The organism is Cupriavidus sp. FW216-B1 (assembly GCF_058789195.1).
The window spans coordinates 275,703-301,863 of the sequence record NZ_JBYTEL010000007.1; the positions used below are offsets into that span (position 1 = coordinate 275,703).

25 protein-coding genes and 1 tRNA gene are annotated in these 26,161 nt (G+C 70.9%); 15 read left to right on the top strand and 11 right to left on the bottom strand.

Annotated features, from left to right (window positions below; all coding sequences use genetic code 11):
* Window positions 1–49 precede the first annotated feature (49 nt).
* Window positions 50–997, bottom strand: coding sequence for a LysR family transcriptional regulator (locus tag AC3WXD_RS17740; RefSeq protein WP_492324313.1), 948 nt, complete (start codon window positions 995–997; stop codon window positions 50–52).
* 221 nt (window positions 998–1,218) lie between these two features.
* Here AC3WXD_RS17740 and AC3WXD_RS17745 point away from each other — a divergent pair, with 221 nt between their 5' ends.
* From AC3WXD_RS17745 to AC3WXD_RS17765, 5 genes are all read left to right on the top strand, one after another.
* Window positions 1,219–2,202 (top strand): Bug family tripartite tricarboxylate transporter substrate binding protein, encoded by a 984-nt coding sequence (locus AC3WXD_RS17745; protein WP_029043374.1) that lies wholly within the window; start codon window positions 1,219–1,221, stop codon window positions 2,200–2,202.
* Between the two features lie 35 nt (window positions 2,203–2,237).
* Window positions 2,238–3,533, top strand: a complete 1,296-nt coding sequence (locus tag AC3WXD_RS17750) for a 3-isopropylmalate dehydratase large subunit (RefSeq protein ID WP_492324314.1) — start codon at window positions 2,238–2,240, stop codon at window positions 3,531–3,533.
* A gap of 76 nt (window positions 3,534–3,609) precedes the next feature.
* The gene (locus AC3WXD_RS17755) at window positions 3,610–4,203 is read left to right on the top strand and encodes a LeuD/DmdB family oxidoreductase small subunit (protein WP_082079573.1); all 594 of its coding nucleotides are present in this window, start codon (window positions 3,610–3,612) and stop codon (window positions 4,201–4,203) included.
* Window positions 4,204–4,265: 62 nt separating this feature from the next.
* Entirely contained in the window at window positions 4,266–5,468 is a 1,203-nt protein-coding gene (locus AC3WXD_RS17760) for an aspartate transaminase (RefSeq protein WP_492324315.1), read from the top strand.
* A 40-nt stretch (window positions 5,469–5,508) separates the two neighbouring features.
* The gene (locus AC3WXD_RS17765) at window positions 5,509–6,210 is read left to right on the top strand and encodes an RraA family protein (protein ID WP_454733662.1); all 702 of its coding nucleotides are present in this window, start codon (window positions 5,509–5,511) and stop codon (window positions 6,208–6,210) included.
* Window positions 6,211–6,323: 113 nt separating this feature from the next.
* Here the strand turns inward: AC3WXD_RS17765 and AC3WXD_RS17770 are convergent.
* A tRNA-Met gene (locus AC3WXD_RS17770) sits at window positions 6,324–6,399 on the bottom strand.
* 285 nt (window positions 6,400–6,684) lie between these two features.
* The gene (locus tag AC3WXD_RS17775) at window positions 6,685–6,927 is read right to left on the bottom strand and encodes a hypothetical protein (protein WP_020201941.1); all 243 of its coding nucleotides are present in this window, start codon (window positions 6,925–6,927) and stop codon (window positions 6,685–6,687) included.
* Between the two features lie 246 nt (window positions 6,928–7,173).
* On the opposite strand from AC3WXD_RS17775, the gene AC3WXD_RS17780 reads away from it, so the two are divergent.
* On the top strand, window positions 7,174–7,977 hold the full coding sequence (locus AC3WXD_RS17780) for a 5'-3' exonuclease (RefSeq protein WP_020201940.1): 804 nt from the start codon (window positions 7,174–7,176) through the stop codon (window positions 7,975–7,977).
* Between the two features lie 28 nt (window positions 7,978–8,005).
* Here the strand turns inward: AC3WXD_RS17780 and hpaI are convergent, their stop codons facing one another.
* Together hpaI and AC3WXD_RS17790 are read right to left on the bottom strand one after the other, a co-directional pair.
* Window positions 8,006–8,806 (bottom strand): 4-hydroxy-2-oxoheptanedioate aldolase, encoded by an 801-nt coding sequence (hpaI, locus tag AC3WXD_RS17785; RefSeq protein WP_454733661.1) that lies wholly within the window; start codon window positions 8,804–8,806, stop codon window positions 8,006–8,008.
* Window positions 8,807–8,941: 135 nt separating this feature from the next.
* On the bottom strand, window positions 8,942–9,805 hold the full coding sequence (locus tag AC3WXD_RS17790; protein WP_020201938.1) for a class I SAM-dependent methyltransferase: 864 nt from the start codon (window positions 9,803–9,805) through the stop codon (window positions 8,942–8,944).
* 292 nt (window positions 9,806–10,097) lie between these two features.
* Between AC3WXD_RS17790 and AC3WXD_RS17795 the strand changes: the two genes are divergently transcribed.
* The 6 genes from AC3WXD_RS17795 (at window position 10,098) to AC3WXD_RS17820 (ending at window position 15,906) form a co-directional block, all read left to right on the top strand.
* Window positions 10,098–10,565 (top strand): rhodanese-like domain-containing protein, encoded by a 468-nt coding sequence (locus tag AC3WXD_RS17795; protein ID WP_029043373.1) that lies wholly within the window; start codon window positions 10,098–10,100, stop codon window positions 10,563–10,565.
* A gap of 133 nt (window positions 10,566–10,698) precedes the next feature.
* Complete coding sequence (epsC, locus tag AC3WXD_RS17800; protein WP_059412462.1) at window positions 10,699–11,670, top strand: serine O-acetyltransferase EpsC; 972 nt, start codon at window positions 10,699–10,701, stop codon at window positions 11,668–11,670.
* Complete coding sequence (locus tag AC3WXD_RS17805) at window positions 11,667–11,918, top strand: helix-turn-helix domain-containing protein (protein WP_454733660.1); 252 nt, start codon at window positions 11,667–11,669, stop codon at window positions 11,916–11,918. Before epsC ends, AC3WXD_RS17805 begins: the two co-directional genes overlap by 4 nt.
* 174 nt (window positions 11,919–12,092) lie before the next feature.
* Window positions 12,093–13,025, top strand: coding sequence for a family 2A encapsulin nanocompartment shell protein (locus tag AC3WXD_RS17810; RefSeq protein ID WP_020201934.1), 933 nt, complete (start codon window positions 12,093–12,095; stop codon window positions 13,023–13,025).
* Window positions 13,000–14,874 (top strand): family 2A encapsulin nanocompartment cargo protein cysteine desulfurase, encoded by a 1,875-nt coding sequence (locus tag AC3WXD_RS17815; protein ID WP_492324316.1) that lies wholly within the window; start codon window positions 13,000–13,002, stop codon window positions 14,872–14,874. Before AC3WXD_RS17810 ends, AC3WXD_RS17815 begins: the two co-directional genes overlap by 26 nt.
* 261 nt (window positions 14,875–15,135) lie before the next feature.
* The gene (locus AC3WXD_RS17820; RefSeq protein ID WP_020201932.1) at window positions 15,136–15,906 is read left to right on the top strand and encodes a ferredoxin--NADP reductase; all 771 of its coding nucleotides are present in this window, start codon (window positions 15,136–15,138) and stop codon (window positions 15,904–15,906) included.
* Window positions 15,907–15,987: 81 nt separating this feature from the next.
* Here AC3WXD_RS17820 and AC3WXD_RS17825 read toward each other — a convergent pair whose 3' ends face one another.
* Window positions 15,988–16,212: a hypothetical protein gene (locus AC3WXD_RS17825; RefSeq protein ID WP_020201931.1), complete on the bottom strand. Its 225-nt coding sequence runs from the start codon at window positions 16,210–16,212 to the stop codon at window positions 15,988–15,990.
* Window positions 16,213–16,510: 298 nt separating this feature from the next.
* Between AC3WXD_RS17825 and AC3WXD_RS17830 the strand changes: the two genes are divergently transcribed.
* Window positions 16,511–17,596 (top strand): LLM class flavin-dependent oxidoreductase, encoded by a 1,086-nt coding sequence (locus AC3WXD_RS17830; protein WP_059412465.1) that lies wholly within the window; start codon window positions 16,511–16,513, stop codon window positions 17,594–17,596.
* Between the two features lie 62 nt (window positions 17,597–17,658).
* Window positions 17,659–18,618: an ABC transporter substrate-binding protein gene (locus AC3WXD_RS17835; RefSeq protein ID WP_029043371.1), complete on the top strand. Its 960-nt coding sequence runs from the start codon at window positions 17,659–17,661 to the stop codon at window positions 18,616–18,618.
* Window positions 18,619–18,648: 30 nt separating this feature from the next.
* On the opposite strand, the gene AC3WXD_RS17840 is transcribed toward AC3WXD_RS17835, so the two are convergent.
* Entirely contained in the window at window positions 18,649–19,674 is a 1,026-nt protein-coding gene (locus AC3WXD_RS17840) for a Bug family tripartite tricarboxylate transporter substrate binding protein (protein WP_492324317.1), read from the bottom strand.
* Window positions 19,675–19,982: 308 nt separating this feature from the next.
* Here AC3WXD_RS17840 and AC3WXD_RS17845 point away from each other — a divergent pair, with 308 nt between their 5' ends.
* Window positions 19,983–20,972: a LysR family transcriptional regulator gene (locus tag AC3WXD_RS17845; protein ID WP_020201927.1), complete on the top strand. Its 990-nt coding sequence runs from the start codon at window positions 19,983–19,985 to the stop codon at window positions 20,970–20,972.
* 27 nt (window positions 20,973–20,999) lie between these two features.
* Here AC3WXD_RS17845 and AC3WXD_RS17850 read toward each other — a convergent pair whose 3' ends face one another.
* The 4 genes from AC3WXD_RS17850 to leuB form a co-directional block, all read right to left on the bottom strand.
* Entirely contained in the window at window positions 21,000–22,727 is a 1,728-nt protein-coding gene (locus tag AC3WXD_RS17850; RefSeq protein WP_020201926.1) for a putative 2-aminoethylphosphonate ABC transporter permease subunit, read from the bottom strand.
* Window positions 22,724–23,821 carry a putative 2-aminoethylphosphonate ABC transporter ATP-binding protein gene (locus AC3WXD_RS17855; protein WP_492324318.1) on the bottom strand — a complete coding sequence of 366 codons (1,098 nt, stop codon included), beginning with the start codon at window positions 23,819–23,821 and terminating at the stop codon, window positions 22,724–22,726. The genes AC3WXD_RS17850 and AC3WXD_RS17855 overlap by 4 nt, the downstream gene beginning before the upstream one ends.
* A 13-nt stretch (window positions 23,822–23,834) precedes the next feature.
* The gene (locus AC3WXD_RS17860) at window positions 23,835–24,914 is read right to left on the bottom strand and encodes a putative 2-aminoethylphosphonate ABC transporter substrate-binding protein (protein ID WP_082079576.1); all 1,080 of its coding nucleotides are present in this window, start codon (window positions 24,912–24,914) and stop codon (window positions 23,835–23,837) included.
* A 151-nt stretch (window positions 24,915–25,065) separates the two neighbouring features.
* Window positions 25,066–26,136 (bottom strand): 3-isopropylmalate dehydrogenase, encoded by a 1,071-nt coding sequence (gene leuB / locus AC3WXD_RS17865; protein ID WP_492324319.1) that lies wholly within the window; start codon window positions 26,134–26,136, stop codon window positions 25,066–25,068.
* Between the last annotated feature and the right edge of the window lie 25 nt (window positions 26,137–26,161).

The following is a 26,161-nucleotide window of genomic DNA, read 5'->3' on the forward strand; positions in this document are numbered from 1 at the left end:
CGTGCGGAAATGCATGTGGCGACATGCGCGCAGTCGGCCGGCAATCACCTCACTCCTGCGCCACCGGCGCCGCCAGCGTCACGCCGGGCGGCAGCGGCTGGCGGCGGATGTCGTCGAGCAGCACGCCGAGCAGGCGCTGCGCGCTCGGCGACAGCGAGCGCAGCGGCCGGGTGATCACGCAGATCTCGCGCGACAGGCGCGGCTCGTGCAGTTCGAGGAAGACCAGTCCCGGATAGGCGTGGCCCTGGTAGGCCAGCGCGGGCAGCACCGAGTATTGCTTGCCGGTGCCGAGCATGGCGAACAGCGCGCCCGTGCTTTCCACCTCGTCGTGCGCGCCGCCCAGCACGGGCCAGTGCGTGGCGTGGCTGCGCAGGAAGTGGCCGATGCCGGTGTCGGCGTTGAAGCCGATGTACTGCGCGGGTGGCAGGTCGGCCCAGCGCAGCGGCCGGCCCAGGTGCGCGAGCGGCAGGTCGCGGTGGCAGGCCACGCCGTAGCAGTCGGACAGCAGCGGGGTGTAGTGCAGGCCTTCGTGGCCCTGGTACTTGCTGTCGATGGCGAAGTCCACCTCGCCTTCGAGCACCAGCCGCTCGGCCTGGCGCGCGGCGGGGTTGCGCAGCGAGATGGTGATCTCGGGGTAGGTCTCGCGAAAGCGCGGGATGGCGCTGACCAGGAACAGGTTGATGACCGAGGTGGCCGCGCCGATGCGCAGGTGGCCGCGGTTGCCCTGCGCCAGCGCCATCAGGTCGTAGACCGAGCTGTCGAAGCCGTTGACGACCCTCTCCGCCTCGGGGCGGAAGCGCTCGGCGTGCTGGGTCAGCGCCACGCGCCGCGTGGTGCGGTCGAACATCTTCAGGTCCACCGCTTCTTCGAGCTGCTGGATGGTGGCGGTGAGCGCGGACTGGGTCATGCACAGGCGCAGCGCCGCCGCGGTGAACGAGCCGGTATCGGCCACGGCGAGGAAGCAGCGCAGTTGCTTGAGGGTGACGTTGTGGCGCATGGGGCGGGGTCCGGAGCGTAGGTGGCGGCGCGGGGGTGGCGCGTCAGCCTATTTTTCAGCTTTTCAGAAAAATCGGCAAGATAAATTCGTTTGTCTGGATTAATCGGCGTCCCTAGAATCGTTCTTCATCCACGGCGGCGGTACTGCGTGGCGAACGACAAAAAGACAAGAAAGCCCGAAGCCAGCACAGCGACACCTTCTTCCCCCACCAAGGACCCCCGATGAAGCGCCTGATCCGCCTTAGCGCAGTACTGCTTGCCTGTTTGCCATGCCTGGCCGCCGCGGCCGACGGCGCCGCCGACGACGCTTATCCCAACAAGGCGGTGCGCATCGTGGTGCCGTTCGCCCCGGGCGGCTCGACCGACGTGGTGGCGCGCATCGTCGCCGAGAAGCTGGCGCAGCAGTTCAAGCAGCCGTTCCTGGTGGACAACCGCGCCGGCGCCAGCGGCAACATCGGCGCCGAGCTGGTGGCCAAGTCGCCCGCGGACGGCTACACGCTGCTGATGGGCGCCACCGGCGTGCTCTCGATCAACGACCATCTCTACAGCCGCATGAACTACGACGTAGCCCGGGATTTCGTGCCGGTGAGCTACGTCACGCAGAACGCCAACATCCTGGTGGTCTCGCCGAGCCTGCCGGCCACCACCGTGCCGGAGCTGGTGGCGCTGGCCAAGAGCAAGCCGGGCACGCTGAGTTTCGCCTCGTCGGGCCCGGGCAGTTCCACCCACCTGTCGGGCGAGCTGTTCAAGGCGATGTCGGGCGTGGACATCCTGCACGTGCCCTACAAGGGCAGTTCCGCCGCGCTGACCGACCTGCTGGGCGGACAGGTGACGATGCTGTTCGACAACGCGCCGTCCTCCATCGGCTTCGTGCAGCAGGGCAAGCTGCGCGCGCTGGCCGTGACCAGCCGCAAGCGCCTGCCCGGCCTGCCCAACGTGCCGACCGTGGACGAGGCCGGCTTCAAGGGCTACGAGTCGCTGTCGTGGTGCGGCATCGTGGCGCCGGCCGGCACCCCGCGCGCGATCGTGCTCAAGCTCAACCGCGCCATCGACCGCATCCTGGCCACCGACGAGGTCAGGGAGAAGCTGGTGCAGCTGGGCGTGGAGCCGGTCGGCGGCCCGCCCGAGGCGTTCGCGCGGCTGATCCAGTCCGAGCACGAGAAGTGGGGCAAGGTGGTCAAGACCGCCAACATCAAGCTCAACTGACCCCGCGCCGCCGCCCCTTCCTCCCGACCGACACGATGGCGAACACCGACCAATCCCCGGGCCGCACGCTGGCCGAGAAGCTGCTGTCGCGCGCCGCCGGCCGCGACGTGCGCGCCGGCGACCTCGCCATCTGCGCGCCGCATGCCGTCATGGGCACCGACGGCTCGATCCCGATGGCGCTGGACTACTTCCGCCAGATGCAGCCCGAGGGCGAGCCGCTGCCGCCGCCGGCGGCGCCCGAGCGGCTGGTGTTCGCGCTGGACCACTACGGCGCCACCTCCGGCGCGCGTGCGCTGGCCTTGCAGGAAGTGGCGCGGGCCTATGCGCTGGCGCACCGCGTGGGCCTGTTCGAAGCGGGCGAGGGCATCGGCCACCAGTTGATGCTGGAACGCGGCCGGGTGCTGCCGGGCACGCTGGCGGTGGGCGCCGACTCGCACGCCGTGAGCTACGGCGCGCTCAACGCCTTCGGCTCGGGCATCGGCTCTTCCGACCTGGCCGGCATCCTGCAATGCAACCAGCTGTGGCTGAAGGTGCCGGGCTCGCTGCGCATCCGTCTGCATGGCGCGCTGCCGGCCCATGCCTCGGCCAAGGACCTCGCGCTGGCGATGGCGCGGCGCATCGGCGCGGGCGGCGCCAACTACCTGGCGCTGGAATTCGCCGGGCCCGGCGTGGCCGCGCTCGACATGGACGACCGCATCGTGCTGGCCAACATGTCGGTGGAGATGGGCGCCAAGGCGGGCCTGTTTCCGTTCGACGCGCGCACCGCGGCCTGGCTGTCGGGCCGCGCGCGCGAGCCCTACGAGCCGGCCGCGGCGGACCCGGACGCGGCCTATGCCGGCACGCTCGACTTCGACCTCGGCGCCGTCGTCCCGCAGGTGGCGCTGCCGCACCGCGTGGACGGCGTGATCGACCTCGCCCAGGCGCCGGCGACCCGCGTCGACATGGTCTACCTCGGCACCTGCACGGGCGGGCGCAGCAAGGACTACCGCGAGGCGCTGGACGTGCTGCGCGCCGGCGGCGGTGTGGCGCCCGGCGTGCGGCTGGTGGTGACGCCGGCCTCCGAGACGGTGCGCGCCGAGCTGGCGGGCAGCGGCATGCTGGCCGAGTTCGAGGCGCTCGGCGCGCAGATCCAGCCGCCCGGCTGCGGCGCGTGCTGCGGCACCTGCGGCAGCATTCCCGCCGACGGCATGCGCGTGATCTCCACCGCCAACCGCAATTTCAAGGGGCGCATGGGCAACCGGCAGTCGGAGATCTTCCTGGCGTCGCCGCGCGCGTGCGCGGGCGCGGCCGTCACCGGCCACCTGGTGGACCCGCGCGACCTCGCGCCGTGAGGCCCAGGTGCGGCCCCCGATGCCAGCCATGCAGTGAACGCAGCAGCAAACCGAGCAGCAAACCGAGCAGCAGACGATGCAGCAGATAGCGCAACAACAGCAGCAGCAAGAACAGCAGCAATCGCGGCGGTCGCCGGACGGCGCCGAGCGCATCCACGGCCGCGCGCGCCTGCTCGGCGACGACATCAACACCGACTACCTGATCGCCTCCAGCCGCAAGAAGGACAGCCTCGATCCGCGGGTGCTGCGCCGCTACCTGCTGGAAGACCTCGATCCGGCCTTCGCCGCCAGCGTCGCCGATGGCGACATCCTGGTGGCCGGCCACAACTTCGGCTGCGGCTCCGCGATGGAAGTCGCGGTCACGGTGGTGCTGGCCGCGGGCATCCGCGTGGTGGTGGCGCGCAGCTTCGCGCGCACCTACTGGCGCAACGCCATCAACAACGGCCTGCTGCTGATCACCGCCGATACCGCGGGCATTGCCGAAGGCGATGCCCTGGCGCTGCGCCTGGACGGCGCCAGCGCCGAGCTGCTGGTCGGCTCTCCGGCGCATGCAGCGCACGCGGCGCCGGCGCGGCGCATCGCGTGCGAGCCCGTGCCAGACATCGTGCTGACCATCCGCGCGGCCGGCGGGCTGGTGCCGTACCTGCGCCACCACCGCAAGCTGGCCTGAGCCCGCCCCGAACCCCGAACCCCGAACCTCGATCGCCCTCTCAACCTGGAACCGCCCGCATCATGACTTTCATTGCCGCCCGCCTCAACCGCATCAAACCGTCGCCGAGCTCGATGGCCGGACAACGCGCGCGTGAACTGCGCGCCGCCGGCCGCGACATCGTCGGCCTGACCTCCGGCGAGCCCGACTTCGACACGCCCCAGCATGTCTGCGAAGCCGCCACGCGCGCGATGGCCGCCTCGCGCACCAAGTACACCGACGTGGGCGGCACGCCCGAGCTGAAGGCGGCCATCGCCGCCAAGTTCCGCCGCGACAACAACCTCGACTACGCCGCCAGCGAGATCATCGTCGGCACCGGCGGCAAGCAGATCATCTTCAACGCGCTGATGTGCACGGTGGACACGGGCGTGGAGGTCATCGTCCCGGCGCCGTACTGGGTGTCGTACCCGGACATCGTGCTGCTGGCCGACGGCACGCCGGTGTTCGTGCCGTGCCCGCCCGAGAGCGGCTTCAAGCTGCGCCCGGAGGACCTGGAGCGCGCCATCACGCCGCGCACGCGCTGGCTGGTGCTCAACGCGCCCAACAACCCCAGCGGCGCCGCCTACACCCATGCCGAGCTCAAGGCGCTGGCCGAGGTGCTGATGCGCCATCCGCACGTGTGGGTGATGACCGACGACATCTACGAGCACATCCTCTACGACGGCCGCAAGTTCTGCACCATCGCCGAGGTCGAGCCGGCCCTGAAGGCGCGCACGCTGACCATCAACGGCGTCTCCAAGGCGTATGCGATGACCGGCTGGCGCATCGGCTACGGTGGCGCGCCGGCTGAGCTGGTCAAGGCGATGGTCAAGCTGCAGTCGCAGAGCACGTCGAACCCGTCTTCGATCAGCCAGGCCGCCGCGCTCGAGGCGCTGAACGGCCCGCAGGATTTCATCGCCGAGCGCACGCGCATCTTCCAGTCGCGGCGCGACATGGTGGTGGCCGAGCTGTCCAGCATGCCGGGCATCACCTGCCACTCGCCCGAAGGCGCGTTCTACGTCTATCCGTCGTGCGCGGGCGTGATCGGCAAGCGCACGCCGGAGGGCAAGGTCATCGAGACCGACAACGATTTCGTGCTCTACCTGCTGGAGTCGCAGAACCTGGCCGTGCTGCAGGGCGCCGCGTATGGCATGTCGCCGTTCTTCCGCATCTCGTTCGCCACCTCCGAGGCGCAGCTGCGCGAAGGCATGCGCCGCCTGCGCGCGGCCTGCGAGGCGCTGCGCTGATCCGCCCCGGCCCAACCGAAAACCGAACCTGGAGACGCCCATGAGCACCGAATCCCAACCCGTCCAGTGGCCCGCCGGCTACCGCATCAACCCGCGCGCGGCCGGCCCCGCGGCCGACCTCGTGGCGGCCTTCCGCGACATGCCGGTGGCCGCCGTGGGCGACGCCATGAGCCGCAACGTGGGCGCCATCGGCCTGCGCCAGTACCACGCGCGGCTCGATACCGTGCTGTGCGGCCCGGCCGTCACGGTGCGCGTGCGGCCCGGCGACAACCTGATGATCCACAAGGCGCTGATGATGGTGGAGGCCGGCGACGTGCTGGTCATCGACGGCGGCGGCGACGTGACGCAGGCGCTGGTCGGCGGCCTGATGCGCACCACCTGCGTGGCCCGCAAGCTCGGCGGCCTGGTGATCGACGGCGCCGTGCGCGACCTGTGCGAGTGGGCCGAGGAGGGCATGCCGATCTTCGCCAGGGGCCACACCCACCGCGGCCCGAGCAAGGACGGCCCGGGCGAGATCAACGTGCCGGTGTCGTGCGCCGGGCTGGTGGTGATGCCGGGCGACCTCGTGATCGGCGACGCCGACGGCGTGATCGCGGTGCCGGCGGCCGAGGCGGCCGACGTACTGCGCAGGACCCGCGCCCACCTGGAGAAGGAAGCGCAGATCCGCGAATCCAACCGCACCGGCACCGCCGACCGCGAGCGCTTCGACGCCGTGCTGCGGGCCAAGGGCCTGCCGGTCTGAACGGCCACGCCCGCGCATGCCTGGCCGGCGGGCCGGGCATGCGCGGGCGCGCGGCGGCCGCCGGAAAGCACAAAGCCCGCGCGGCGTGAACCGTGCGGGCTTTGCTGGAATCCTGGTTGCGGGGGCAGGACTTGAACCTGCGACCTTCGGGTTATGAGCCCGACGAGCTGCCAACTGCTCCACCCCGCGAAACGAAATATACCCGGATTGATGCGTAATGGAAAGTCCTGATTGGATTTTCTTTTTCCATTGTCGGTGGGAGCCGGGTGCTCGATACGGGGCTGGGTGGTGGAAAGATCGCGCAAGTTTGCGCATCTTCGTGCTATGAAGTGGGAAAAACCGTATTCACGGCCATCCTCTGACGTGATCGGAGCGGCGCCGGCGGGGCTTCGCATCGTTCCTGCCGGCGCAATAATGCCGGCGGCCCGGCGGCGTGCCGGGAGGCATGGGCGCGCGGAACGGCCCGGGAAGTCGTCAGCCGGTGCTGCCGTCCGCCTTCTGCGCCGGTGCCAGCGTGAAGCGCGCGGACAGGTCGGCTTCGTCGCTCAGCGGGTCCTGGGGCTGCACGATGCCCTTGGCGCTGAGCTTGGTCAGGGTGCGCGCGGCCTGGATCGGGCTGACGCCCGCGGCTTTGGCGACCTGGTATGCATCCATCGGGGTGCCCGCTTTCTGCAGGGCGTCGAGTACTGCCTGGCGGGTGTCGTGATTGTTGTTCATTTCCGGGCGCGGGTTGGATGTGGTCAGACTAGACGGAGTGGGGCGCGCGCGCAACCCCGGGTTCTCGCCAATCGCGCCGCTTGAAGCGCCGCGGCCATCGCCGCCGTTGCCTTTCGCGCCCGCCGTCTTGCCCACTTTGCCGCGCGCGGCCGGCCGCCGGCGCCGCGCCGCGGTTGCGCCACGGTTGCGCCGGCGGCCCGGCACGTCAGAATAGAGGGTCTGACGAGAAGTCGCACCGCACGCACCATGACGCAAACACTCCTGCTGATCGACGGCCTGAACATCCTGCGCCGCGTCTACGAGGCCAACCCGGCGCAAGACATCCCGGCCAAGGTCGAGGGCGCGGTGATCTCGGCGCTGGCCTCGTTCCGGCGCGCGCTCGCCGAGTGCCGCACCACGCATGCGCTGGCGGCGTTCGACACCGGCGGCAAGACCTGGCGCCACGAGCTTTATCCGCCGTACCGCCAGCACCGCAAGCCGATGGACCCGGAGCTGGCCGAGGTGATCCCGGATTTCCGCCTGACGCTGACCGAGGTGCTGGGCCTGCAGACCGTCGCCATCGATGGCTTCGAGGCCGACGACATCATCGGCACCGCCTATTACCGCTGGACCGCCGCCAAGGACGGCGCGGCGATCCCGGTGAGCACCGACAAGGACGTGCTCCAGCTGATCGCCGACGGCGCCGTGGTGCGCAACCACTTCGCCACCGCGAAGAACGGCGAGCGCGCGTGGTTCGACGAGTCCTACGTGATGGACAAGTTCGGCGTGGCCAGCCACCAGCTGGCGGACTACCTGGCCCTGCTGGGGGACAGCTCGGACGACATTCCCGGCGTCGAGAAGATCGGCGCCAAGACCGCCGCGCGGCTGCTGGGGCAGTACGGCGACCTCGAAGGCGTGCTCGCCAACGCGGCCGGGGAGAAGGGCGTGATCGGCAAGAACCTGGCCGAGCAGGCCCATCTGGCGCGGCTGTCGCGCCAGCTGCTGTCGCTCAGGACCGATGCGCAGCTCGGGCTGACGTGGAACATGCTGCGGCTGCCCGAGCCGGCCTAGGCGCGGGCGCGAGGGCGGTGGCAGTGCTTCAGTACGCCGCCGAGGGCCCGCCGGCCGGCGCGGCGGCGCCGGTGAATTCCGCGGCCAGCCTGCGCGCGGCGTTGGCATAGACCAGCACGTCCACCCCGGTGGCGACGAAGGTGCAGCCCAGTTCCAGGTAGCGGCGCGCGAGGCCGTTGTCGGAGGTCAGCGTGCCGGCCGCCTTGCCGCTGGCGACGATGGTGCGCATGGCGCCCTCGATGGCGGCCTGCACCTCGGGGTGGCCGGGGTTGCCGCGGTGGCCCATCGACGCGGCCAGGTCCGCCGGGCCGATGAACACGCCGTCCACGCCGTCCACCGCGCAGATCGCTTCCAGGTTCTGCAGCGCCGTCGCCGTCTCGGCCTGCACCAGCAGGCAGATTTCGTCGTCGGCCACCGCCAGGTAGTCGGCGCGCGCGTTCCAGCGCGAGGCGCGCGCAATCGCGCTGCCCACGCCGCGGATGCCGTGCGGCGGATAGCGCGTGGCGGCCACCAGCGCGGCGGCCTGTGCGGCGGTGTCCACCATCGGCACCAGCAGGCTCCTGGCGCCGATGTCCAGCAACTGCTTGATCAGCGGCGCTTCGCCGGCCACCGCGCGCACCACCGGCTGCGACGGGTAGGGCGCGACGGCCTGGAGCGCGTGCAGGATGCCGCCGAGCTCGTTGGGCGCGTGCTCGCCGTCGATCAGCAGCCAGTCGAAGCCGGCGGTGGCCGAGACTTCCGCCAGGTAGGGCGAGGCCATCGAGACCCAGAGGCCGATCTGCGGCTTGCCGGCCGACAGCGCGGCCTTGAAGGGATTGTTTGCGGGCATGGGGGTCTCCGGGTTTGCCGTTGTGGTCTGTCGTGCGCGGGCGCCGCGTGGCGCGGCGGAACCTGCCGAATATACGGGCAGCCGGTGGCGCGGTCCAGATGCCCGCGTCCCGGCATGTTCGCGCGGCGCCTGCGGCTACGGCTGGCTCGCCGGCGGCTTGACGAACTTCAGCGTCATGCGGTCGGACTCGCCGATGGCGAGGAAGGCGGCGCGGTCGCGCTCGCCGCCGCGCAGCGTGGGCGGCAGCGACCACACGCCGTCCGGGTGGTCGTGGCCGTCGCGCGGGTTGGCGTTGATCTCGCTGCGGCCGGCCAGCGCGAAGCCGGCCGCGCGCGCGTGGTCGATCACGTAGTCCTCGGTGACGTAGCCGGTGGCGATCATCTGGTCCAGCGAGGTGCCCGGCGTGGCGCGGTGTTCTTCCACGCCGAGCACGCCGCCCGGCTTGAGCACCGCGTAGAAGGCGCGCAGGCTGTCGTCCAGGTGGCCGTCCTGGATCCAGTTGTGGATGTTGCGGAAGGTCAGCACGAGGTCGGCGCTGCCGGGCGGGGCGAAATCGGCGGGCTGGCGCAGTGGCAGCGTGCCGACCACCACCTTGCCGTAGCTGGCCGGGTCGCGCGCCAGCTTCTGCGCGTAGTTGGCGCGCGCCTTCGCGCTTTCCTCGCCGGCCGCGCCCGCGTCGTAGTGCGCGGCGTAGAGCTTGCCGCGCTCGCGCAGCAGCGGCGCCAGGATCTCCGTGTACCAGCCGCCGCCGGGCGCGATCTCCACCACGGTCTGGCCCGGCGCGAGGCCGAAGAAGCGCAGCGTCTGCAGCGGGTGGCGGTAGGCGTCGCGCGCCTTGTTGGCGGCGCTGCGCTGCGGGCCGGCGATGGCCGCGGCCAGCGCGGCCTCGTCGTTGCCGGCCTGGGCGCCCGCCGCGGTGGCGGCCAGGGCGAGCGTGCCGGCGCAGGCCAGCAGCAGGGCGCGCCGCGCGAGGCGGTGCGGTGAAGACTTCGGGGTCATGGCGTCCTTTGCCGGTGTGAGGGGGCGGTGGCGGCACATCGCGCGCCGCCGCGGGCCGGACTCGAATCTGGACTCGGCGCCGCCGCCTGTCAAGCCGGCGCGCCGGCGTGCCGCCGCCGTCTTTGGAAATGCGTTTTTATTCGTTTTCAATCTCCGCGCCCGCTTTCATAGTGCAGACGTGATGGCTATAGGCGGTTGCCGGCCACCGGAAACCGTGCCACGGGCGCGGATGACAGGCGAGCAGCGTGCCGGCGCAACGCACGGCCCGCGCGCCACAAGGAGAACACGACACATGACGACTGCATTGGAAAACCAGACCAGCCATGCCGTGCTGGAAGCCGCGCGCGGCGTGGCACGTTCGTCCGGCCTGCCCTACGCGGGCCGCGTGACGCCGCAGCAGGCCTGGGCGCTGTTCAGCGCGGGCGACGCCGTGCTGGTGGACGTGCGCACGGCCGAGGAGCGCAAGTTCGTCGGCTACGTGCCGGACAGCGTGCACGTGCCCTGGGCCACCGGCACCAGCCTGACCCGCAATCCGCGCTTCGTGCGCGAGCTGGAAGCCAAGACCGGCAAGGACGCCGTGGTGCTGCTGCTGTGCCGCAGCGGCAACCGCTCCGCGCTGGCCGCCGAGGCCGCCGCCAAGGCGGGGCTGGCCAATGTGTTCAACGTGCTGGAAGGCTTCGAGGGCGACCTCGACGAGCGGCAGCGGCGCGGCCGCAGCGGCGGCTGGCGCTTCCACGACCTGCCCTGGGTGCAGGACTAGCCGGGGCGGGCAGGGGCCGGGCATGCCCGGCCACGCCGCGCGGGACGGCGGCGCAGCGACAGAGCGCCAGAACGTTAGAGCGACAGAGCGACAGAGCGACAGAACAACACAACGCAGAACGGGGAGCATCACAGTGGCTGACTTCGAGATCGGCGGGATCGTGCTCGCCTTGCAGCAGGTGCGCCAGCATTGGCGCGAGGGCCAGCAGCGGCTGCTGGAGCCGGGCGGGCGCGACCTGCCTTCGCGCGATGCGCTGGCGCAGGTGGTGGCCGCGCTCAAGGGCGTGCTGTTCCCGATGCGGCTGGGGCCGCCGGACCTGCGCCAGGAAAGCGAGAACCTGTACGTGGCGCACTCGCTCGACGCCGCGCTGCACGGCCTGCTGGCCCAGGCCCGGCTCGAGCTGCACTACGCCGCGCGCCACGGCGAGCGCGACGAGGCCGGCGAGCGGGCGCGGGCGCTGGCCGCGGTGCGCGAGTTCGCGGACCGCCTGCCGCGCATCCGCGAGCTGCTCGACAGCGACGTGCTGGCCGCCTTCCACGGCGACCCCGCCGCCGGCAGCGTGGACGAGGTGCTGCTGTGCTATCCCGGCATCCTCGCCATGATCCACCACCGCATCGCCCATGCGCTGTACGGGCTGGGGCTGCCGCTGCTGGCCCGCATCGTGGCCGAGCTGGCGCATGCCGAGACCGGCATCGACATCCATCCCGGCGCGCGGATCGGCGGCGGTTTCTTCATCGACCACGGCACCGGCGTGGTGGTGGGCGAGACCACCATCATCGGCGAGCGCGTGCGCCTGTACCAGGCGGTCACGCTCGGCGCCAAGCGCTTTCCGCGCGACGCCACCGGCAAGCTCGAGAAGGGCCTGCTGCGCCATCCCATCGTCGAGGACGACGTGGTCATCTATGCCGGCGCCACCATCCTCGGGCGCGTCACGCTGGGGCGCGGCGCGGTGATCGGCGGCAACGTCTGGGTCACGCAGGACGTGCCGGCGGGCGCGCACGTGACGCAGGCCGTGTCCCGCAACGAGACGGCCCGCAGCGGCGGCGCGCCCGGCGAGAGCGCGCGCGGCGGCGCGCCGCTTGCCGCCGAGGGCAGCCTGCCATGACGGACCTGGTGCGGAGCCTGGGCACGGCGGTGCGCCAGTTGCGCGAGGCGCATGCGTGGTCGCAGGAGGAACTGGCCGAGCATGCGGGCCTGAACCGCTCCTACATCGGCGAGATCGAGCGCGGCAGCGCCGTCGCCTCCATCGTCACCGTGGAGAAGCTGGCCGCGGCGCTGGGCGTGCCGATCTCCTGGCTGCTGCGCCCGCCCGGCGCCGCCGCGCAGTCCGGCACGGCGGCGGCCGAGCGCTGAGCGCGCGCCGCCGCGAAAGCCGCCGCGGCGCGGCCCGCGATGGCCGTTGGCGGATTGCCGTCTATAGCATGTTGAACGGCCCGTGCCGGCTCCAGATAATCGCTGCGGTAATAAGCATTCTCGTTTTTGTCATAAGCCCCCACCCACTTTTGTCCATCAGCCACGGAGCAGCACATGTCGGTACACGGGAGCAGCCACACGGCGCTCGGCGATAACGCAGCACGGCAACTAGCCAATGCCACCAAGACCATCCCCCAGCTTGCGACCATCACGCCGCGCTGGCTGACGCACTTCCTGCAGTGGGTGCCGGTGGAAGCCGGCATCTACCGCCTGAACCAGGTGCTGGACCCCGAGTCGGTCAAGGTGGCCTGCACCCAGCGCGACGACGAGGGCAAGCTGCCGCGCACCTTCGTCAACTACGACGAGCACCCGCGCGAGTATTTCCTCAACGCGGTGAGCACCGTGCTGGACGTGCATACCCGGGTGTCGGATCTCTACAGCAGCCCGCACGACCAGATCAAGGAACAGTTGCGCCTGACCATCGAGACCATCAAGGAGCACCAGGAAGGCGAACTGATCAACAACCCCGACTACGGCCTGCTGGCCAATGTGGCCGAGGAGCAGCGCGTGTTCCCGCTGACCGGCGCGCCCACGCCGGACGACCTCGACGAGCTGCTCGCCAAGGTGTGGAAGGAACCGGCCTTCTTCCTGACCCATCCGCTGGCGATCGCCGCGTTCGGGCGCGAGTGCACGCGCCGCGGCGTGCCGCCGCCCACGGTGAGCCTGTTCGGCTCGCAGTTCATCACCTGGCGCGGCATCCCGCTGATCCCGTCGGACAAGGTGCCGGTGGCCGACGGCAAGAGCAAGATCCTGCTGCTGCGCGTGGGCGACAAGCGCCAGGGCGTGGTCGGCCTGTACCAGCCCGGCGTGGCCGGCGAGCAGGGGCCGGGCCTGTCGGTGCGCTTCATGGGCATCAACGACCAGGCGATCGCCTCGTACCTGATCTCGCTGTACTGCTCGCTGGCGGTGCATTCGCCGGACGCGCTGGCGGTTCTCGATGACGTGGAGATCGGCAAGTACCATGACTACCCTGACACCTACAAGTAATCCGGCGGCGGGTTCTCCCGCGGGCCTGCCGGGCGCGCCGTCGGTGCCGCCGGGCCTGCCCGATCCCGCCGCGCTGGCGCGGCTGGCGGGCGCGTTCTTCTCGGCGCTGCCGGGCACCTCGCCGGCCGCCGTGCAGTCGCCGCCGCTGGTGAACAACCCCGCGCCGCCGGGCTCGCCCGTGGCCGGCCCCGGCGGCACCTGCACCGGCGTGCCCGGCGCGGCCATCCCGCAAGGCCACGTGCCGGGCGCCAACCTGCTGCCGGCCGCGCCCACGCACGTGCTGTCGCTGCCCAACCGCGCGCCGTCCCTGGCGCCCACCGCGGCGGCGCAGAACGGCCTGCCGGACACGGTGGTGACGGTGGCGCCCGCGCTGGAAAGCCGCTTCGGCGGCCAGGCGCTGGGCGTGCCGCACGCGGCCGCGCCGTCGCCCCATGCTTCGGCCGCGCCCGCCTACTACTTCCTCGAAGGCGCGGGCCGCGCCCCGCACGGCGGCGCGGCGGAGCTGCGCGAGATCGCCACGTTCGGCGATCCGCTCGCGCTGCACCTGCCGCAGCAGGGGCCGGGCGCGCAGGGCTACGGACAGGACCGCGCCGGCAAGGAAGCGCTGCCGTGGGCCGCGTCGTCGGCGCGCGTGCCGTTCGACGTCAACGCCATCCGCCGCGACTTCCCGATCCTGCAGGAGCGCGTCAACGGCCGCCAGCTGGTGTGGTTCGACAACGCCGCCACCACCCACAAGCCGCAGTCGGTGATCGACCGCCTCGCGTACTTCTACGCGCACGAGAACTCCAACATCCACCGCGCCGCGCATGCGCTGGCCGGGCGCGCCACCGACGCCTACGAGGCTGCGCGCAGCAAGGTGCAGCGCTTCATCGGCGCGGCCTCGCCGGAGGAGATCGTCTTCGTGCGCGGCACCACCGAGGCCATCAACCTGATCGCCAAGACCTGGGGCGCGAAGCACGTGGGCGAGGGCGACGAGATCGTCGTCTCGCACCTGGAGCACCACGCCAACATCGTGCCGTGGCAGCAGCTTGCCGCGCAGACCGGCGCGCGGCTGCGGGTGATCCCGGTGGACGATTCGGGCCAGGTGCTGCTGGACGAATACCGCAAGCTGCTCAACGACCGCACCCGCATCGTCTCGGTGACGCAGGTCTCGAACGCGCTCGGCACCGTGGTGCCGGTCGCGGAGATCGTCGAGATGGCGCATCGCGCCGGCGCCTGCGCGCTGGTCGACGGCGCGCAGTCGGTCTCGCACATGCGCGTGGACGTGCAGGCCATCGACGCCGATTTCTTCGTGTTCTCGGGCCACAAGGTGTTCGGCCCGACCGGCATCGGCGTGGTCTACGGCAAGCGCGCGCTGCTCGAGGACATGCCGCCCTGGCAGGGCGGCGGCAACATGATTGCCGACGTGACCTTCGAGCGCACGGTGTTCCAGCCGCCGCCCAACCGCTTCGAGGCCGGCACCGGCAACATCGCCGACGCGGTGGGGCTGGGCGCCGCGCTGGACTACGTGGAGCGGGTCGGCATCGAGAACATCGCCCGCTACGAGCACGACCTGCTGGAGTACGCCACCCATCTGCTGCAGCCCATTCCGGGCGTGCGGCTGGTGGGCACGGCGCGCGACAAGGCCAGCGTGCTGTCGTTCGTGCTCAAGGGCTACGAGACCGAAGAGGTGGGGCAGGCACTCAACGAGGAAGGCATCGCGGTGCGCTCCGGGCATCACTGCGCGCAGCCGATCCTGCGGCGCTTCGGGCTGGAAGCCACGGTGCGGCCTTCGCTGGCCTTCTACAACACCACGGAGGAGGTCGACCGGCTGATTTCGGTGGTCAGGCGCCTGTCCGGGCGGCGCTGAAGCCGGCGCAAGTGGAGACCAGCCGCTGAAAACGCAGGCACAACGGCCGCGAAACCCGCATAAAACCATGACATCGGGCATGAATTGGCACGCGGCCTGCGTTTTCTCCTAAAATCCGCTATCTTCTCACCTTGAATCGGCGCGCCTTCCTGCCTTCGGACCGGAGCCGCCTTGTTGAACGCAACCGGCACGCTTCCCGCCCGCCACTGGCACCAGGCCCCCCGACGCCGGCGCAATACAGCGCTTTCCAGCGCTTTTTTCATGAGCAATCTGAACCAGCAAAGCATCCTTTCCGTCCATCACTGGACCGACACGCTCTTTAGTTTCACCTGCACCCGCGACCCCGGTTTCCGCTTCGAGAACGGCCAGTTCGCGATGGTCGGCCTGGAAGTCAACGGCCGCCCGCTGCTGCGCGCCTACAGCATCGCCAGCGCCAACTACGAGGAAACGCTGGAGTTCTTCAGCATCAAGGTGCCCGACGGCCCGCTGACCTCCCGCCTGCAGCATCTGCGCGAAGGCGACCAGATCTTCGTCGGCAAGAAGCCCACCGGCACGCTGCTGGTCGACAACCTGCTGCCCGGCAAGACCCTGTGGCTGCTGGCCACCGGCACCGGCCTGGCGCCGTTCCTGTCGATCATCCGCGACCCGGAAGTGTATGACCGCTACGACAAGATCGTGCTGACCCATACCTGCCGCTTCGTCGAGGAGCTGGCCTACCGCGAGCTGATCCAGGAACACCTGCCCCAGCACGAGTACCTGGGCGAGCTGGTGCGCGAGAAACTGGTGTATTTCCCCACCGTGACGCGCGAAGAGTTCGACAACAAGGGCCGCATCACCGACCTGATCGCCTCCGGCGAGCTGTTCGAGCGCCTGGACGTGCCCCCGTTCTCGCTCGAGAACGACCGCATCATGCTGTGCGGCAGCCCCGACATGCTCAAGGACGTGCGCAACATCCTGATCGAGCGCCAGTTCACCGAAGGCAACATGAGCCATCCCGGCCACTTTGTGCTGGAAAAGGCCTTCGTCGACTGAGGCTCGCGCCGGCGGCGGCGCGATGCCGCCACCGCTTGCCAGCCTGACTCGCCCGTTCGCGGCGCGTTCCTGCCGGCGGCCCTAGCCGCCCTGCTGGCGGGACATCACCCAGAAATGCACGCCCAGGGTGGTCAGGAAGACACCCGCCAGTTGCAGCCAGCCCGTCTCCGTTCCCAGCGCCAGGCCCAGCCCCGCCACCGTGGCGGCGGCGCCCGCGCGGCCGCGCCATCCTTCATGCCATTCGCCGCGCCGCGTCCCGGCCTGCCGGTCCGCCCGCGCGCGCGCCGGCTCCCTGACTCGTTCCATCGTGACTCCCGCCGTGCCGGCGGGGCTGCCATGCCCCGCGCCCGCGCAGGCTAACGCGCGGGCGCGCGGGCGCGCAAAGAAGAAAACCGCTTGTGGATATGCGGCCAGGGATGCGGCCAGGGATGCGGTCGGCATGCGGCCGGCGCCATCGGCCGCCACGGCGTGAACCGCATATTCACCGTCGTTCTTATTCGTTAAGAACCGCGCCCGCGCGGCGTATGTTCATGGCTTGTCCGCGCGGCGCGGGCGCGTTGCGCGCCGCCGCCGCATCCGCAAACCAGCAACAGGGGAGTCTTCGATGAGCGTGGAAATCATTGGCATGATCCAGACCCAGAAGCAGTCGGAGATCCATCCGGCCAGCGGGCCGGCGGTGGATCGCGATTACGTGCGCGCGTTCGCGCAGGCGCACGAGCAGGGCGGCTTCGACCGCGTGCTGGTGCCGCACCATTCCACCGGCCCCTCGGCCACGCTCGCCATCTCCTACGCGGCGGCCGTGACCGAGCGCGTGCATTTCATGCTGGCGCACCGCCCCGGCTTCACCGCGCCGACGCTGGCCGCGCGGCAGATCGCCACGCTCGACCAGTTCAGCGGCGGCCGGCTCGGCGTGCACTTCATCTCGGGCGGCTCGGATGCGGAGCAGCAGCGCGATGGCGATTTCCTCAACCACGACGAGCGCTACGCGCGCACCGACGAGTACCTCGGCATCCTGCGGCGCATCTGGACCGAGGACAAGCCGTTCGACCACGAGGGCAAGTACTACCGCTTCACGCAGGGCTTCTCCGAGGTCAAGCCGGCCCAGCGCCCGCACGTGCCGGTCTTCTTCGGCGGCGCGTCGCAGGTCGCCATCGAGGTCGCCGGGCGCCATGCCGACGTGTACGCGCTGTGGGGCGAATCGCTCGACCAGGTGCGCGAGCTCACCGCGCGCGTGCGCGCCGAGGCGGCGAGGAACGGGCGGCAGGTGCGCTTCTCGGTGTCGTTCCGCCCGATCCTGGCGGCCACCGAGGCGCAGGCCTGGGCGCGCGCCGAGCGCATCCTGGCGCGGACGCGCCACCTGCGCGAGGTGGCCGGCCTGGCGCCGGGCGGCCCGCAGCAGAGCGAAGGCGCGCGCCGCCTGCTGGCCGCGGCCGACCAGGGCGCGCGCGTGGACAAGCGCCTGTGGACCGAGATCGCGAAGCTGACCGGCGCGCGCTCCAACTCCACCGCGCTGGTCGGCACGCCGGAGCAGGTGGCCGACGCGCTGCTGGACTACTACGACCTCGGCGTCACCACCTTCCTGATCCGCGGCTTCGATCCGCTGGAAGACGCGGTGGACTACGGCCGCGAACTGATCCCGCGCGTGCGCGCACTGGTGGCGCAGCGCGAAGCCGGCCGCAAGGCGGCATGAACACGATGACGCGGAGGATGGCACGGCAGATGGCACAGCAGACGGAGACGGCGAAGCAGGACATGACGGCATCCAGGCGGCGATTCCTGCGCTACGGTGTGGCCGCGGGCGCGGCGGCGGCCAGCGGCGCGCTGCCGTTCGCGGCGCGCGCGCAGGCGCGCCCGGTGCTCAAGGCCGGCGACCAGAAGGGCGGGCTGCGCGCCCTGCTGGAGAACGCCGGCGAGCTCAAGAACCTGTCCTACGACATCCAGTGGACCGAGTTCCCGGCCGCCGCGCCGCTGGCCGAGGCGCTCAACGCGGGCGCGGTGGACTCCGGCCCGATCGGCGACGCGCCGGCCATCTTCGCGCTGGCCGCCGGCACGCCCATCAAGATCATCGGCGCCAACCGCTCGGACCCGTTCGGCACCGCGGTGCTGGTGCGCGCGGATTCGCCGTGGAAAAGCGCGGCCGACCTGCGCGGCAAGAACATCGGCACCAACCGCGGCTCCATCGGCCACTTCGTCACGCTCAAGGCGCTGGAGTCGGCCGGGCTGAAGCCCGAGGACGCCAACATCCGCTTCCTGCCGCCGGCCGACGCCAAGCTCGCGCTGGTCAACGGCTCGATCGACGCCTGGGCGACCTGGGAACCCTACACCGCGCTGGCCGAGACCAGCGGCCACGCGCGCGTGCTGGTCAGCGGCCGCGGCCTGTGGTCGGGCCTGAGCTACCTGGCCGCCACCGACAGCGCGCTGGCCACCAAGCGCGAGGTGCTGCGCGACTTCCTGCAGCGCGCGGCGCGCGCGCAGGTATGGTCGTACCAGCACGTGGACAGCTATTCCGCGGCGCTGGCGCGCATCATCGGCATTCCGCCCGAGGCCGCGCGGCTGCAGTTCGAGCGGCGCCGCACGCAGTGGCGCAACATCGATGCCGCGCTGATCGCCGAGCAGCAGCGCACCGCCGACTTCTATCTCAAGGCCGGCCTGCTCAAGCAGCGGCTGGACGTGCGCACCACGTTCGACACGGGCTTCCCGCTGGCGGCGTAGGCGGCGTAGGCGGCGCGGGGCGGGGCCTGGTCACAAGGACAGGTTGGCCGCGCGGATGACGCCGCCCCAGCGCTTCACGTCGCTGGCGCCCACGCGCGCCAGCTCCGCGCTCGAGCCGTACTTCGGCGTGTAGCCGTTCTGCGCCATCTTCGCGGTGAAGTCCTTGTCCTTCAGCACCTCGGCGACGGCGCGGTCGACCGCGTCGATCATCGGCTTCGCGGTGCCCTTCGGCGCGAACAGGCCGAACCAGTTGTTGACGTCGTAGCCCGGGATGCCGGCCTCGACCAGCGTCGGCAGCTGTTCCAGCGCGGGCATGCGCTGCGTCGACGCTACCGCCATCGCGCGCACCTTGCCGCTGTTGATGAGCGGCAGCGACGACGGAATGCTGTCGAACATGAACGACACCGTGCCCGAGAGCAGGTCCGTGACCGCCTGCGACGAACCCTTGTAGGGGATGTTGTTGAGCTTCACGTTGAGCTTCTGCCCGAGCAGGATGCCTTCGAGGTGCGACAGCGTGCCGAAGCCCGAGGCATAGTCCACCTTGCCGCTGCGGCTGTTCAGCCACGCGGCGAATTCCTTGAAGTCCCTGGCCGGCACCGACGGGTGCACCACCAGCACGTGCGGGGCGCTCGCCATCAGCGCGACCGGCTCGAGGTCGCGCACCACGTCGTAGCGCGCGTTCTTGTTGAGCAGCGTGCCGATGATCTGCGTGGTCAGCGCGCACAGGTAGATCGTGTTGCCGTCGGGCGCGGCCTGCGCCGCCGCGTTGAGGCCGATCATGCCGCCCGCGCCGGCGCGGTTGTCGACGACGATGGTGCGGTTCAGGAGCTGGCCGAGCTTCTGCCCCAGCATGCGCGCGAGGATGTCGGCCGAGCCGCCGGGCGGATAGGCCACGATCAGGCGCAGCGGCCCGGTGTTGTCGCTCTGTGCCCATGCCGTGCCGGCGGGCGCCGCGCCCAGCCCCGCGGCCAGCAGCGCGCCCGCGCCGATGCGGCGCAGCGCTCGCCGCCTGCGGGCGAGGCGGGTGGGGCAGGATTCGGACACGGCGTGGTGCATTGGCTTGGCTCCTATGGCAGAGGACATGACGGGACGATGCGCGCCGCGCGCTCCGTGGCGCGCGGTCGGTGATCAATGATCGTCGCATCGGTGGCCGGCGCAAATACGTGTTTCGCGAGCGTGGCATCGTCAACCGCGAGTGCACCGCAATGGTGACGCGCGCGATGACGTGCCTGTTGGCGTGTCCTGTGGCGCTTGGTAGGAACCCGGATTGACGGCGGCCCGCACATCGTCGGATCGTGCAGCCATTCGCACGGCGTCACCTCCCACGGAGCCCGGGCACGGACCTTGCTCCGTGTTCGCCCAACATGAACCTGCCAGTCAAGCCCACCCATACCCAGACCGATGCCGCCAGGCCGCCGGGCCAATGCCGGCCGGCCGCGCGCGGCCGGCATCACGGCGGTCTGGTGTCGCGCCTCGACCTCGTTACGCTGAAGCTGTTCGTGGCGATCGTCGAGGAGCAGAGCATCAACCGCGCCGCCGAGCGGGAATTCATCGCGCCCTCGGCCGTCAGCAAGCGCATCGCCGACCTGGAGCATGCCACGCAGACGCAACTGCTCATCCGCCATCGCAAGGGCGTGGAGCCGACCGTGGCGGGGCTGGCCATGCTCAACCACGCGCGCACCATGCTGCGCAATCTCGCCGAGCTCGAGAGCGAGATGTTCGACTACGCCGACGGCGTGCGCGGCAACGTGCGCATGCTGGCGAGCGAGTCGGCGCTGTTCGGTTATTTCCCCGACGCGCTGAAGACCTTCACCGGGCTGTATCCGGAGATCCGCATCGACCTGGCCGCGGCCACCAGCGCGGCGTCGGTGCAGGCCGTCACGGACGGCGCGACGGACATCGGGATCTTCTGGGGCGACGTGCCGGCGCCGCATCTCAAGGTGGTGCCGTGCTATTCGGACCGGCTCGTCGCCGTGGTCCCGGCCGGCCATCCGCTGGCCGCGCACGAGGCGGTGCGCTACGTCGACGTGCTCGACCACGAGATGGTCGAGCAGGAGGCCACCAGCGCGCTGCAGGCGCTGCTGCTGCGCCAGGCGGCCGAGCTCGGCATCACCCCGCGCACGCACGTGCGCGTGGAGGGCTACGACGCGGTGTGCCGCATGGTGCAGGCGGGGCTCGGCGTCGGCATCGTGCCGCACAGCTACGCGGTGCGGCTGTCGCCGCAGGCCGGCGTGGTCGCGCTCGGCCTGCTGGAGAACTGGGTGGACCGGCACTACAAGGTGTGCGTGCGCGACCTGGAACAGCAGCCGGTGGCGACGCGGCTGATGTTCCAGCACCTGACCGGCGGCACCTGATCCGCCGCAAGGCCGGCGCGCCGCGCGTCAGTCCCGGCCCGCGTGGCGCCAGGCCTGGGCGCGGCGCCCCAGCAGCATCGCCAGCATCGACTGCGCGAACTTGACCAGCGCCGAGGTCAGCAGCACCATCACCGCCATCGCGCATGCCGCCGCGGTGTCGCCGGTATCGTCCATCGCCACCGCCGCCACCGAGGCGACCATGCTGAGCGGCTCGTAGAGGAAGATCACCGCCGCCACCGTCGTCATGGCATTGACGAAGAAATAGGTGGCGATGTCGAGGATGGCGGGCAGGCAGATCGGCACCGTGACGCGGCGGAAGGTGGTCCAGAACGGCACGCCGAGCGAGGCCGAGGCCGCCTCGAACTCGCCGTCGATCTGCTGCAGCGCGGTCAGCGCGGTGAGATGCGGCACCGTGTAGTAATGGGCCACGCAGCACATCGTCATGAGCCACAGGCTGCTCTTGATGGCCGACAGCGGATTGGCGGGGTCGTTGAAGAAGAACACGAAGCCCAGCCCCAGCACCAGCCCGGGCACCGCCAGCGGCAGCATCGCCAGGAAATGCAGCAACTGGCGCAGCGCGCGGAAGGCCTTGATCTTGCCGACCAGGTACGCGCCGCCGAAGGCCAGCACCGTGCCCGCCGCCGCGGTCCAGGCCGCGACCGCCAGGCTGTTGTAGTAGGCGCCCCAGCCCAGGCTGTCGTAGGCGGCGAAATCGTAGCTGCCCAGCGCCAGGCTCAGGTCGTAGGGCCAGAGCTTGACCAGCGAGGCGAACACCGCGGTGCCGACGATGGACAGGATCGCCAGCGCCACCACCACCGCGAACGCGCCCATGACGCCGTCGAACAGCGGGCGCGCCTCGGGCCGGTACAGCACCGAGCGCGCGTTCAGCAGCGCGCGCTGGCGGCGGCGCACGACGGCGTCGATCACGAACGAGAGCACGGCCGGCACCAGCAGCACCACGCCCACCACCGCGCCCATCTGGAAGTTCTGCTGCCCGATGATCTGCTTGTAGATGTCGATCGCCAGCACGTTGAACTGCCCGCCGATGACCTTGGCGATGCCGAAGTCCGTGACCGAGAGCGTCACGATCACGAACGCCGCGCTGATCAGGCCGTAGCGCGCCGACGGCAGCGTGATGGTGAGGAACGCGCGCAGCGGCCGGGTGTTCAGCGAGCGCGCGACCTCGTACATGCGCGCGTCGGACAGGCCCAGCGCGGTGGCGAGGATCAGCACCGCGTGCGGGAAGCAGTAGAACACCTGCGCGGCGACGATGCCGATGAGCCCGTACACCGGATGGCCACCCAGCCAGGACTTGAGATAGCCCTGGTTGCCGAACATGTAGGTCAGCGCGATCGCCGGCAGCAGCGACGGCGCCAGCAGCGGCAGCAGCGAGATGCCCTTGAACAGCGCCTTGCACGGCAGCCGGCTGCGCACCAGCGCCAGCGCGTACAGGAACGCGAGCGGCAGCGTGATGGCGGTGGTCAGCGCGCACACGATCAGCGTGTTGCCGAGCGAGGCCACCAGCCCCGGGTTGGAGACGTAGGCGGCAAAGTTCGCCAGCCCGGCGAAGCGGCCGGCGGCATCCTGCAGGCTCTTCGACAACACCGCGTAGAGCGGCATGCCGATCAGCACCAGCGCGACCGCGCACAGCAGCGCCAGCAGCAGCCCGGCGACGGCCCGCTCCGGGAGGCCGCGCGGGCGCGGCCGGGCGCGCGCGGCCGGCGCCGCGCCGTCGAGTCGTGAGGCGAACGTCATGCCGGCTCTCCCGCGGGAAACAGGTGCAGGTGCTCGGGCCGGATCGCCACGCGCAGGTGCTGGCCGGCGTGCAGGCCCAGCGTGCGGGCGTCGTCGCTGGAGAAATCGGCCATCACCGGCACGTCGCCGAGCTGCGGGCACGCCAGCGTGGCGCGCCACGTCGCGCCGAGGAACTCGACCTGCGCGACGCGCGCGCCGCAGCTGTTGGGCGCGTCCTCGCCCAGGCCGCGGAAACACACCTCCTCGGGGCGGAAGCCGAGCGTGACCGGCTCGCCCTCGCGCGCGCCCGGCCGCGGCGGCAGGCGCAGCACGGTCTGCCCGGCCAGCGCCTGCGCGTCGCCGGTGCGCCGCGCCGGCAGGAAGTTCATCTTGCCGACGAAATCCGCGACGAAGCGCGAGGCCGGGTGGCGGTAGATTTCCGCCGGGGTGCCGATCTGCTCGATCGCGCCGTGGTTCATGACCACGATGCGGTCGGCCATCGTCAGCGCCTCTTCCTGGTCGTGCGTGACCATGATGGTGGTCAGGCGCAGCGCGGCCTGCAGCTGCTTGATCTGCTGGCGCAGGTGCACCCGCACCTTGGCGTCGAGCGCGGACAGCGGCTCGTCGAGCAGCAGGATGCCCGGCGAAGGCGCCAGCGCCCGCGCCAGCGCGATGCGCTGCTGCTGACCGCCCGACAGCTGGCCCGGGTGCTTGCCGCCGATGCCGGGCAGGCCGACCAGCGCCAGCAGCTCCTCCACGCGCCGCGCGATGTCGGCGCGCGCCATGCGCCGGTTGACCAGGCCGTAGGCGACGTTCTCGGCCACCGTCAGGTTCGGGAACAGCGCGTAGGACTGGAACAGGATGCCGACGTCGCGCGCGGCGGCCGGCAGGCGCGAGATGTCCACGCCGCGCTTGAACAGCCGCCCGCCGCTGTGCGCCTCCAGCCCGGCGATGATGCGCAGCAGGGTGGACTTGCCGCAGCCGGACGGCCCGAGGAAGCAGAGAAACTCGCCGTCGGCGACGGCCAGGTTGATGTCGTGCAGGACGTCGGTCCTGCCGAAGCGCTTGGCGATGCGCTCCAGCGAGAGCATCGGTCCGGCGGAGGCTGGGTTCATGATGCGCTCCGCTTCAGTTGGGCTTCGGCTCGGACTTGCCGTCGTAGCGCCGGGTCCATTCGTTGGTCAGCCGGGTCTGGTTCTCCACGGCCCTGGCGACGTTGTCGTCGGCCATCATCGCCTCGGCGTTCGGCGGATAGTTGGGCGGCACCTGGCGCACGTCCGGGTGCGAGACCACGGCCATGAACTTGTTGAACTGCTCGTTGGCCTCCCGGGTGGTCATCCAGTCCGCCACCACCTTGGCCGCCGCCAGCCTGGGCGTGCCCTTCATGATGGCGGTCGACTCGATGTCCCAGCCGAGCTTGTCCGCCGGCACGATGATGTCGATCGGCGCGCCCTTGCTCTTGAGCTGCGGCGCGGTGATGTCGGTCGAGATGCCGATCACGTATTCGCCCGTGGCCGCCAGCTTGCACGGCTTGGAGCCGCTGTGCGTGTAGAGCGCGATGTTGGCGTGCAGGCCGTCCATGTACTTCCACGCCGCGTCCTCGCCCATGCTCTGCACCCAGTGGTTGACGCCGAGATAGCCGGTCTGGCTCGAGACCGGGTTGGGCATGGTGATCTGGCCGCGGTAGATCGGCTTGGCCAGGTCCGACCACGTGACCGGGGCCGGCAGGTTGCGCTTCTTGGCCTCCACGGTGTTGAAGCAGATCATGGTCATCCACGCCTCGTTGCCGGTGTAGACGGGCGGCTTGTTGGCGGTGTCGCGAAAGCGCGGCTTGAGCTGCGCGTAGCCCTTGGGCTCGTAGGGCTGGATCAGGCCGAGCTTGTTCAGCGCCAGGATGTGCATCGACGGCACGCCCCACAGCAGGTCCGCCTTGGGCGCGTCCTTCTCCGCGATCAGGCGCGCCAGGATGATGCCGGGGCTGTCGCGCAGCCACGCGATCTGGATCTCGGGGTGCGCCTTCTCGAAGGCGGCCTTGTAGGGCGCGAGCTGCTCCTTTTCCAGCGTCGTGTACACGGTCAGCGTGGTCCTGGCCTGGGCCAGCGCGGCCGGCGCGTGGGCGGCGCCCGCGGCGGCGGCGAGGACCGAGGCGGCCAGCAGCAGGCGCGAGGCCAGTCGCGATGTGAGGCGCGACGTGAGGTGCGAAGCCAAGCGCGAAGTCAAGCGCAAGGCCGGGCGCGCGGGGCGCCGTTCGGGGGTCGGGTTCAGCATGTGCATGGCAGTGGATCCTCTGGTTTTGTACGGCGTTGGCAGGAAGGGATCGTGGTCGCGGCCGGGCGGGCCGCCGGCGTCGTTGGCCGTGTCAGTGGTCGAGCAGCGCGGCCACCACGGCGTCTCCCATCGCCGCGGTGCCGGCCAGCGTGCAGCCGGGCTCGTGGATGTCGGCGGTGCGCAGGCCGTCGGCCAGCACCCGCCGCACCGCGTCTTCCACGCGCGCGGCGGCTTCGGGCTGGCCGGCGCTGTCGCGCAGCATCATGGCGGCCGACAGGATCGAGCCGAGCGGGTTGGCGATGTCCTTGCCCGCGATGTCGGGCGCGCAGCCGTGCACGGGCTCGTACAGGCCCTTGCCCTGCGCGTTGACCGAGGCCGACGGCAGCATGCCGATCGAGCCAGTCAGCATCGAGGCCTCGTCGGACAGGATGTCGCCGAACAGGTTGCCGGTGACGATCACGTCGAACTGGCCCGGGTTGCGCGCCAGCGCCATCGCCGCCGCATCCACGTAGAGATGCGTCAGCGCGACGTCCGGGTAGTCGCGCGCCACCTCTTCCGTCACCGCGCGCCACAGCTCCATGCTTTCCAGCACGTTGGCCTTGTCCACCGAGCACAGCTTGCGCCGCCGCCGGCGCGCCGCCTCGAAGCCCGCGCGCACCACGCGCGCGATCTCGTCCTCGGTGTAGCGCATGGTGTTGATGCCCACGCGGCGGCCGTTTTCCGTCACGATGCCGCGCGGCTCGCCGAAATACAGGTCGGAGGTCAGCTCGCGCACGATCAGCAGGTCGAGGCCCTCGACGACCTCGCGCTTGAACGACGACGCGCCCGCCAGCTCGCGGAAGGCCACCACGGGCCGGTAGTTGGCGAACAGGTCCAGCGCCTTGCGCAGCGTCAGCAGCGCGTCGCCGGGGCGCAGGCCGCGCGGCAGCGTCTCGTACTGGAAGCCGCCTTCGGCGCCGAACAGCACCGCGTCGGCGCGCTGCACCGCCGCCAGCGTCTGCGCGGGCAGCGGATGCCCGGTCTGGTCGTACGCCGCGCCGCCGACCAGGCATTCGGTCAGTTCGAAGGAAAGGCCGCGGGATGCCAGCGCGCGCAGGACCTTCACCGCCTGCGCGGTCACTTCGGGTCCGATGCCGTCGCCGCCAAGTACTGCAATTTTCATGTCAAAAGGCTCGCTGTGGATTTGG

Bases quoted from the DNA above. Each gene is read 5' to 3' on its own strand.
- AC3WXD_RS17740 (WP_492324313.1), bottom strand. From the start codon at position 997: ATGCGCCACAACGTCACCCTCAAGCAACTGCGCTGCTTCCTCGCCGTG.
- AC3WXD_RS17745 (WP_029043374.1), top strand. From the start codon at position 1,219: ATGAAGCGCCTGATCCGCCTTAGCGCAGTACTGCTTGCCTGTTTGCCA.
- AC3WXD_RS17750 (WP_492324314.1), top strand. From the start codon at position 2,238: ATGGCGAACACCGACCAATCCCCGGGCCGCACGCTGGCCGAGAAGCTG.
- AC3WXD_RS17755 (WP_082079573.1), top strand. From the start codon at position 3,610: ATGCAGCAGATAGCGCAACAACAGCAGCAGCAAGAACAGCAGCAATCG.
- AC3WXD_RS17760 (WP_492324315.1), top strand. From the start codon at position 4,266: ATGACTTTCATTGCCGCCCGCCTCAACCGCATCAAACCGTCGCCGAGC.
- AC3WXD_RS17765 (WP_454733662.1), top strand. From the start codon at position 5,509: ATGAGCACCGAATCCCAACCCGTCCAGTGGCCCGCCGGCTACCGCATC.
- AC3WXD_RS17775 (WP_020201941.1), bottom strand. From the start codon at position 6,927: ATGAACAACAATCACGACACCCGCCAGGCAGTACTCGACGCCCTGCAG.
- AC3WXD_RS17780 (WP_020201940.1), top strand. From the start codon at position 7,174: ATGACGCAAACACTCCTGCTGATCGACGGCCTGAACATCCTGCGCCGC.
- hpaI (WP_454733661.1), bottom strand. From the start codon at position 8,806: ATGCCCGCAAACAATCCCTTCAAGGCCGCGCTGTCGGCCGGCAAGCCG.
- AC3WXD_RS17790 (WP_020201938.1), bottom strand. From the start codon at position 9,805: ATGACCCCGAAGTCTTCACCGCACCGCCTCGCGCGGCGCGCCCTGCTG.
- AC3WXD_RS17795 (WP_029043373.1), top strand. From the start codon at position 10,098: ATGACGACTGCATTGGAAAACCAGACCAGCCATGCCGTGCTGGAAGCC.
- AC3WXD_RS17805 (WP_454733660.1), top strand. From the start codon at position 11,667: ATGACGGACCTGGTGCGGAGCCTGGGCACGGCGGTGCGCCAGTTGCGC.
- AC3WXD_RS17810 (WP_020201934.1), top strand. From the start codon at position 12,093: ATGTCGGTACACGGGAGCAGCCACACGGCGCTCGGCGATAACGCAGCA.
- AC3WXD_RS17815 (WP_492324316.1), top strand. From the start codon at position 13,000: ATGACTACCCTGACACCTACAAGTAATCCGGCGGCGGGTTCTCCCGCG.
- AC3WXD_RS17820 (WP_020201932.1), top strand. From the start codon at position 15,136: ATGAGCAATCTGAACCAGCAAAGCATCCTTTCCGTCCATCACTGGACC.
- AC3WXD_RS17825 (WP_020201931.1), bottom strand. From the start codon at position 16,212: ATGGAACGAGTCAGGGAGCCGGCGCGCGCGCGGGCGGACCGGCAGGCC.
- AC3WXD_RS17830 (WP_059412465.1), top strand. From the start codon at position 16,511: ATGAGCGTGGAAATCATTGGCATGATCCAGACCCAGAAGCAGTCGGAG.
- AC3WXD_RS17835 (WP_029043371.1), top strand. From the start codon at position 17,659: ATGACGGCATCCAGGCGGCGATTCCTGCGCTACGGTGTGGCCGCGGGC.
- AC3WXD_RS17840 (WP_492324317.1), bottom strand. From the start codon at position 19,674: ATGCACCACGCCGTGTCCGAATCCTGCCCCACCCGCCTCGCCCGCAGG.
- AC3WXD_RS17845 (WP_020201927.1), top strand. From the start codon at position 19,983: ATGAACCTGCCAGTCAAGCCCACCCATACCCAGACCGATGCCGCCAGG.
- AC3WXD_RS17850 (WP_020201926.1), bottom strand. From the start codon at position 22,727: ATGACGTTCGCCTCACGACTCGACGGCGCGGCGCCGGCCGCGCGCGCC.
- AC3WXD_RS17855 (WP_492324318.1), bottom strand. From the start codon at position 23,821: ATGAACCCAGCCTCCGCCGGACCGATGCTCTCGCTGGAGCGCATCGCC.
- leuB (WP_492324319.1), bottom strand. From the start codon at position 26,136: ATGAAAATTGCAGTACTTGGCGGCGACGGCATCGGACCCGAAGTGACC.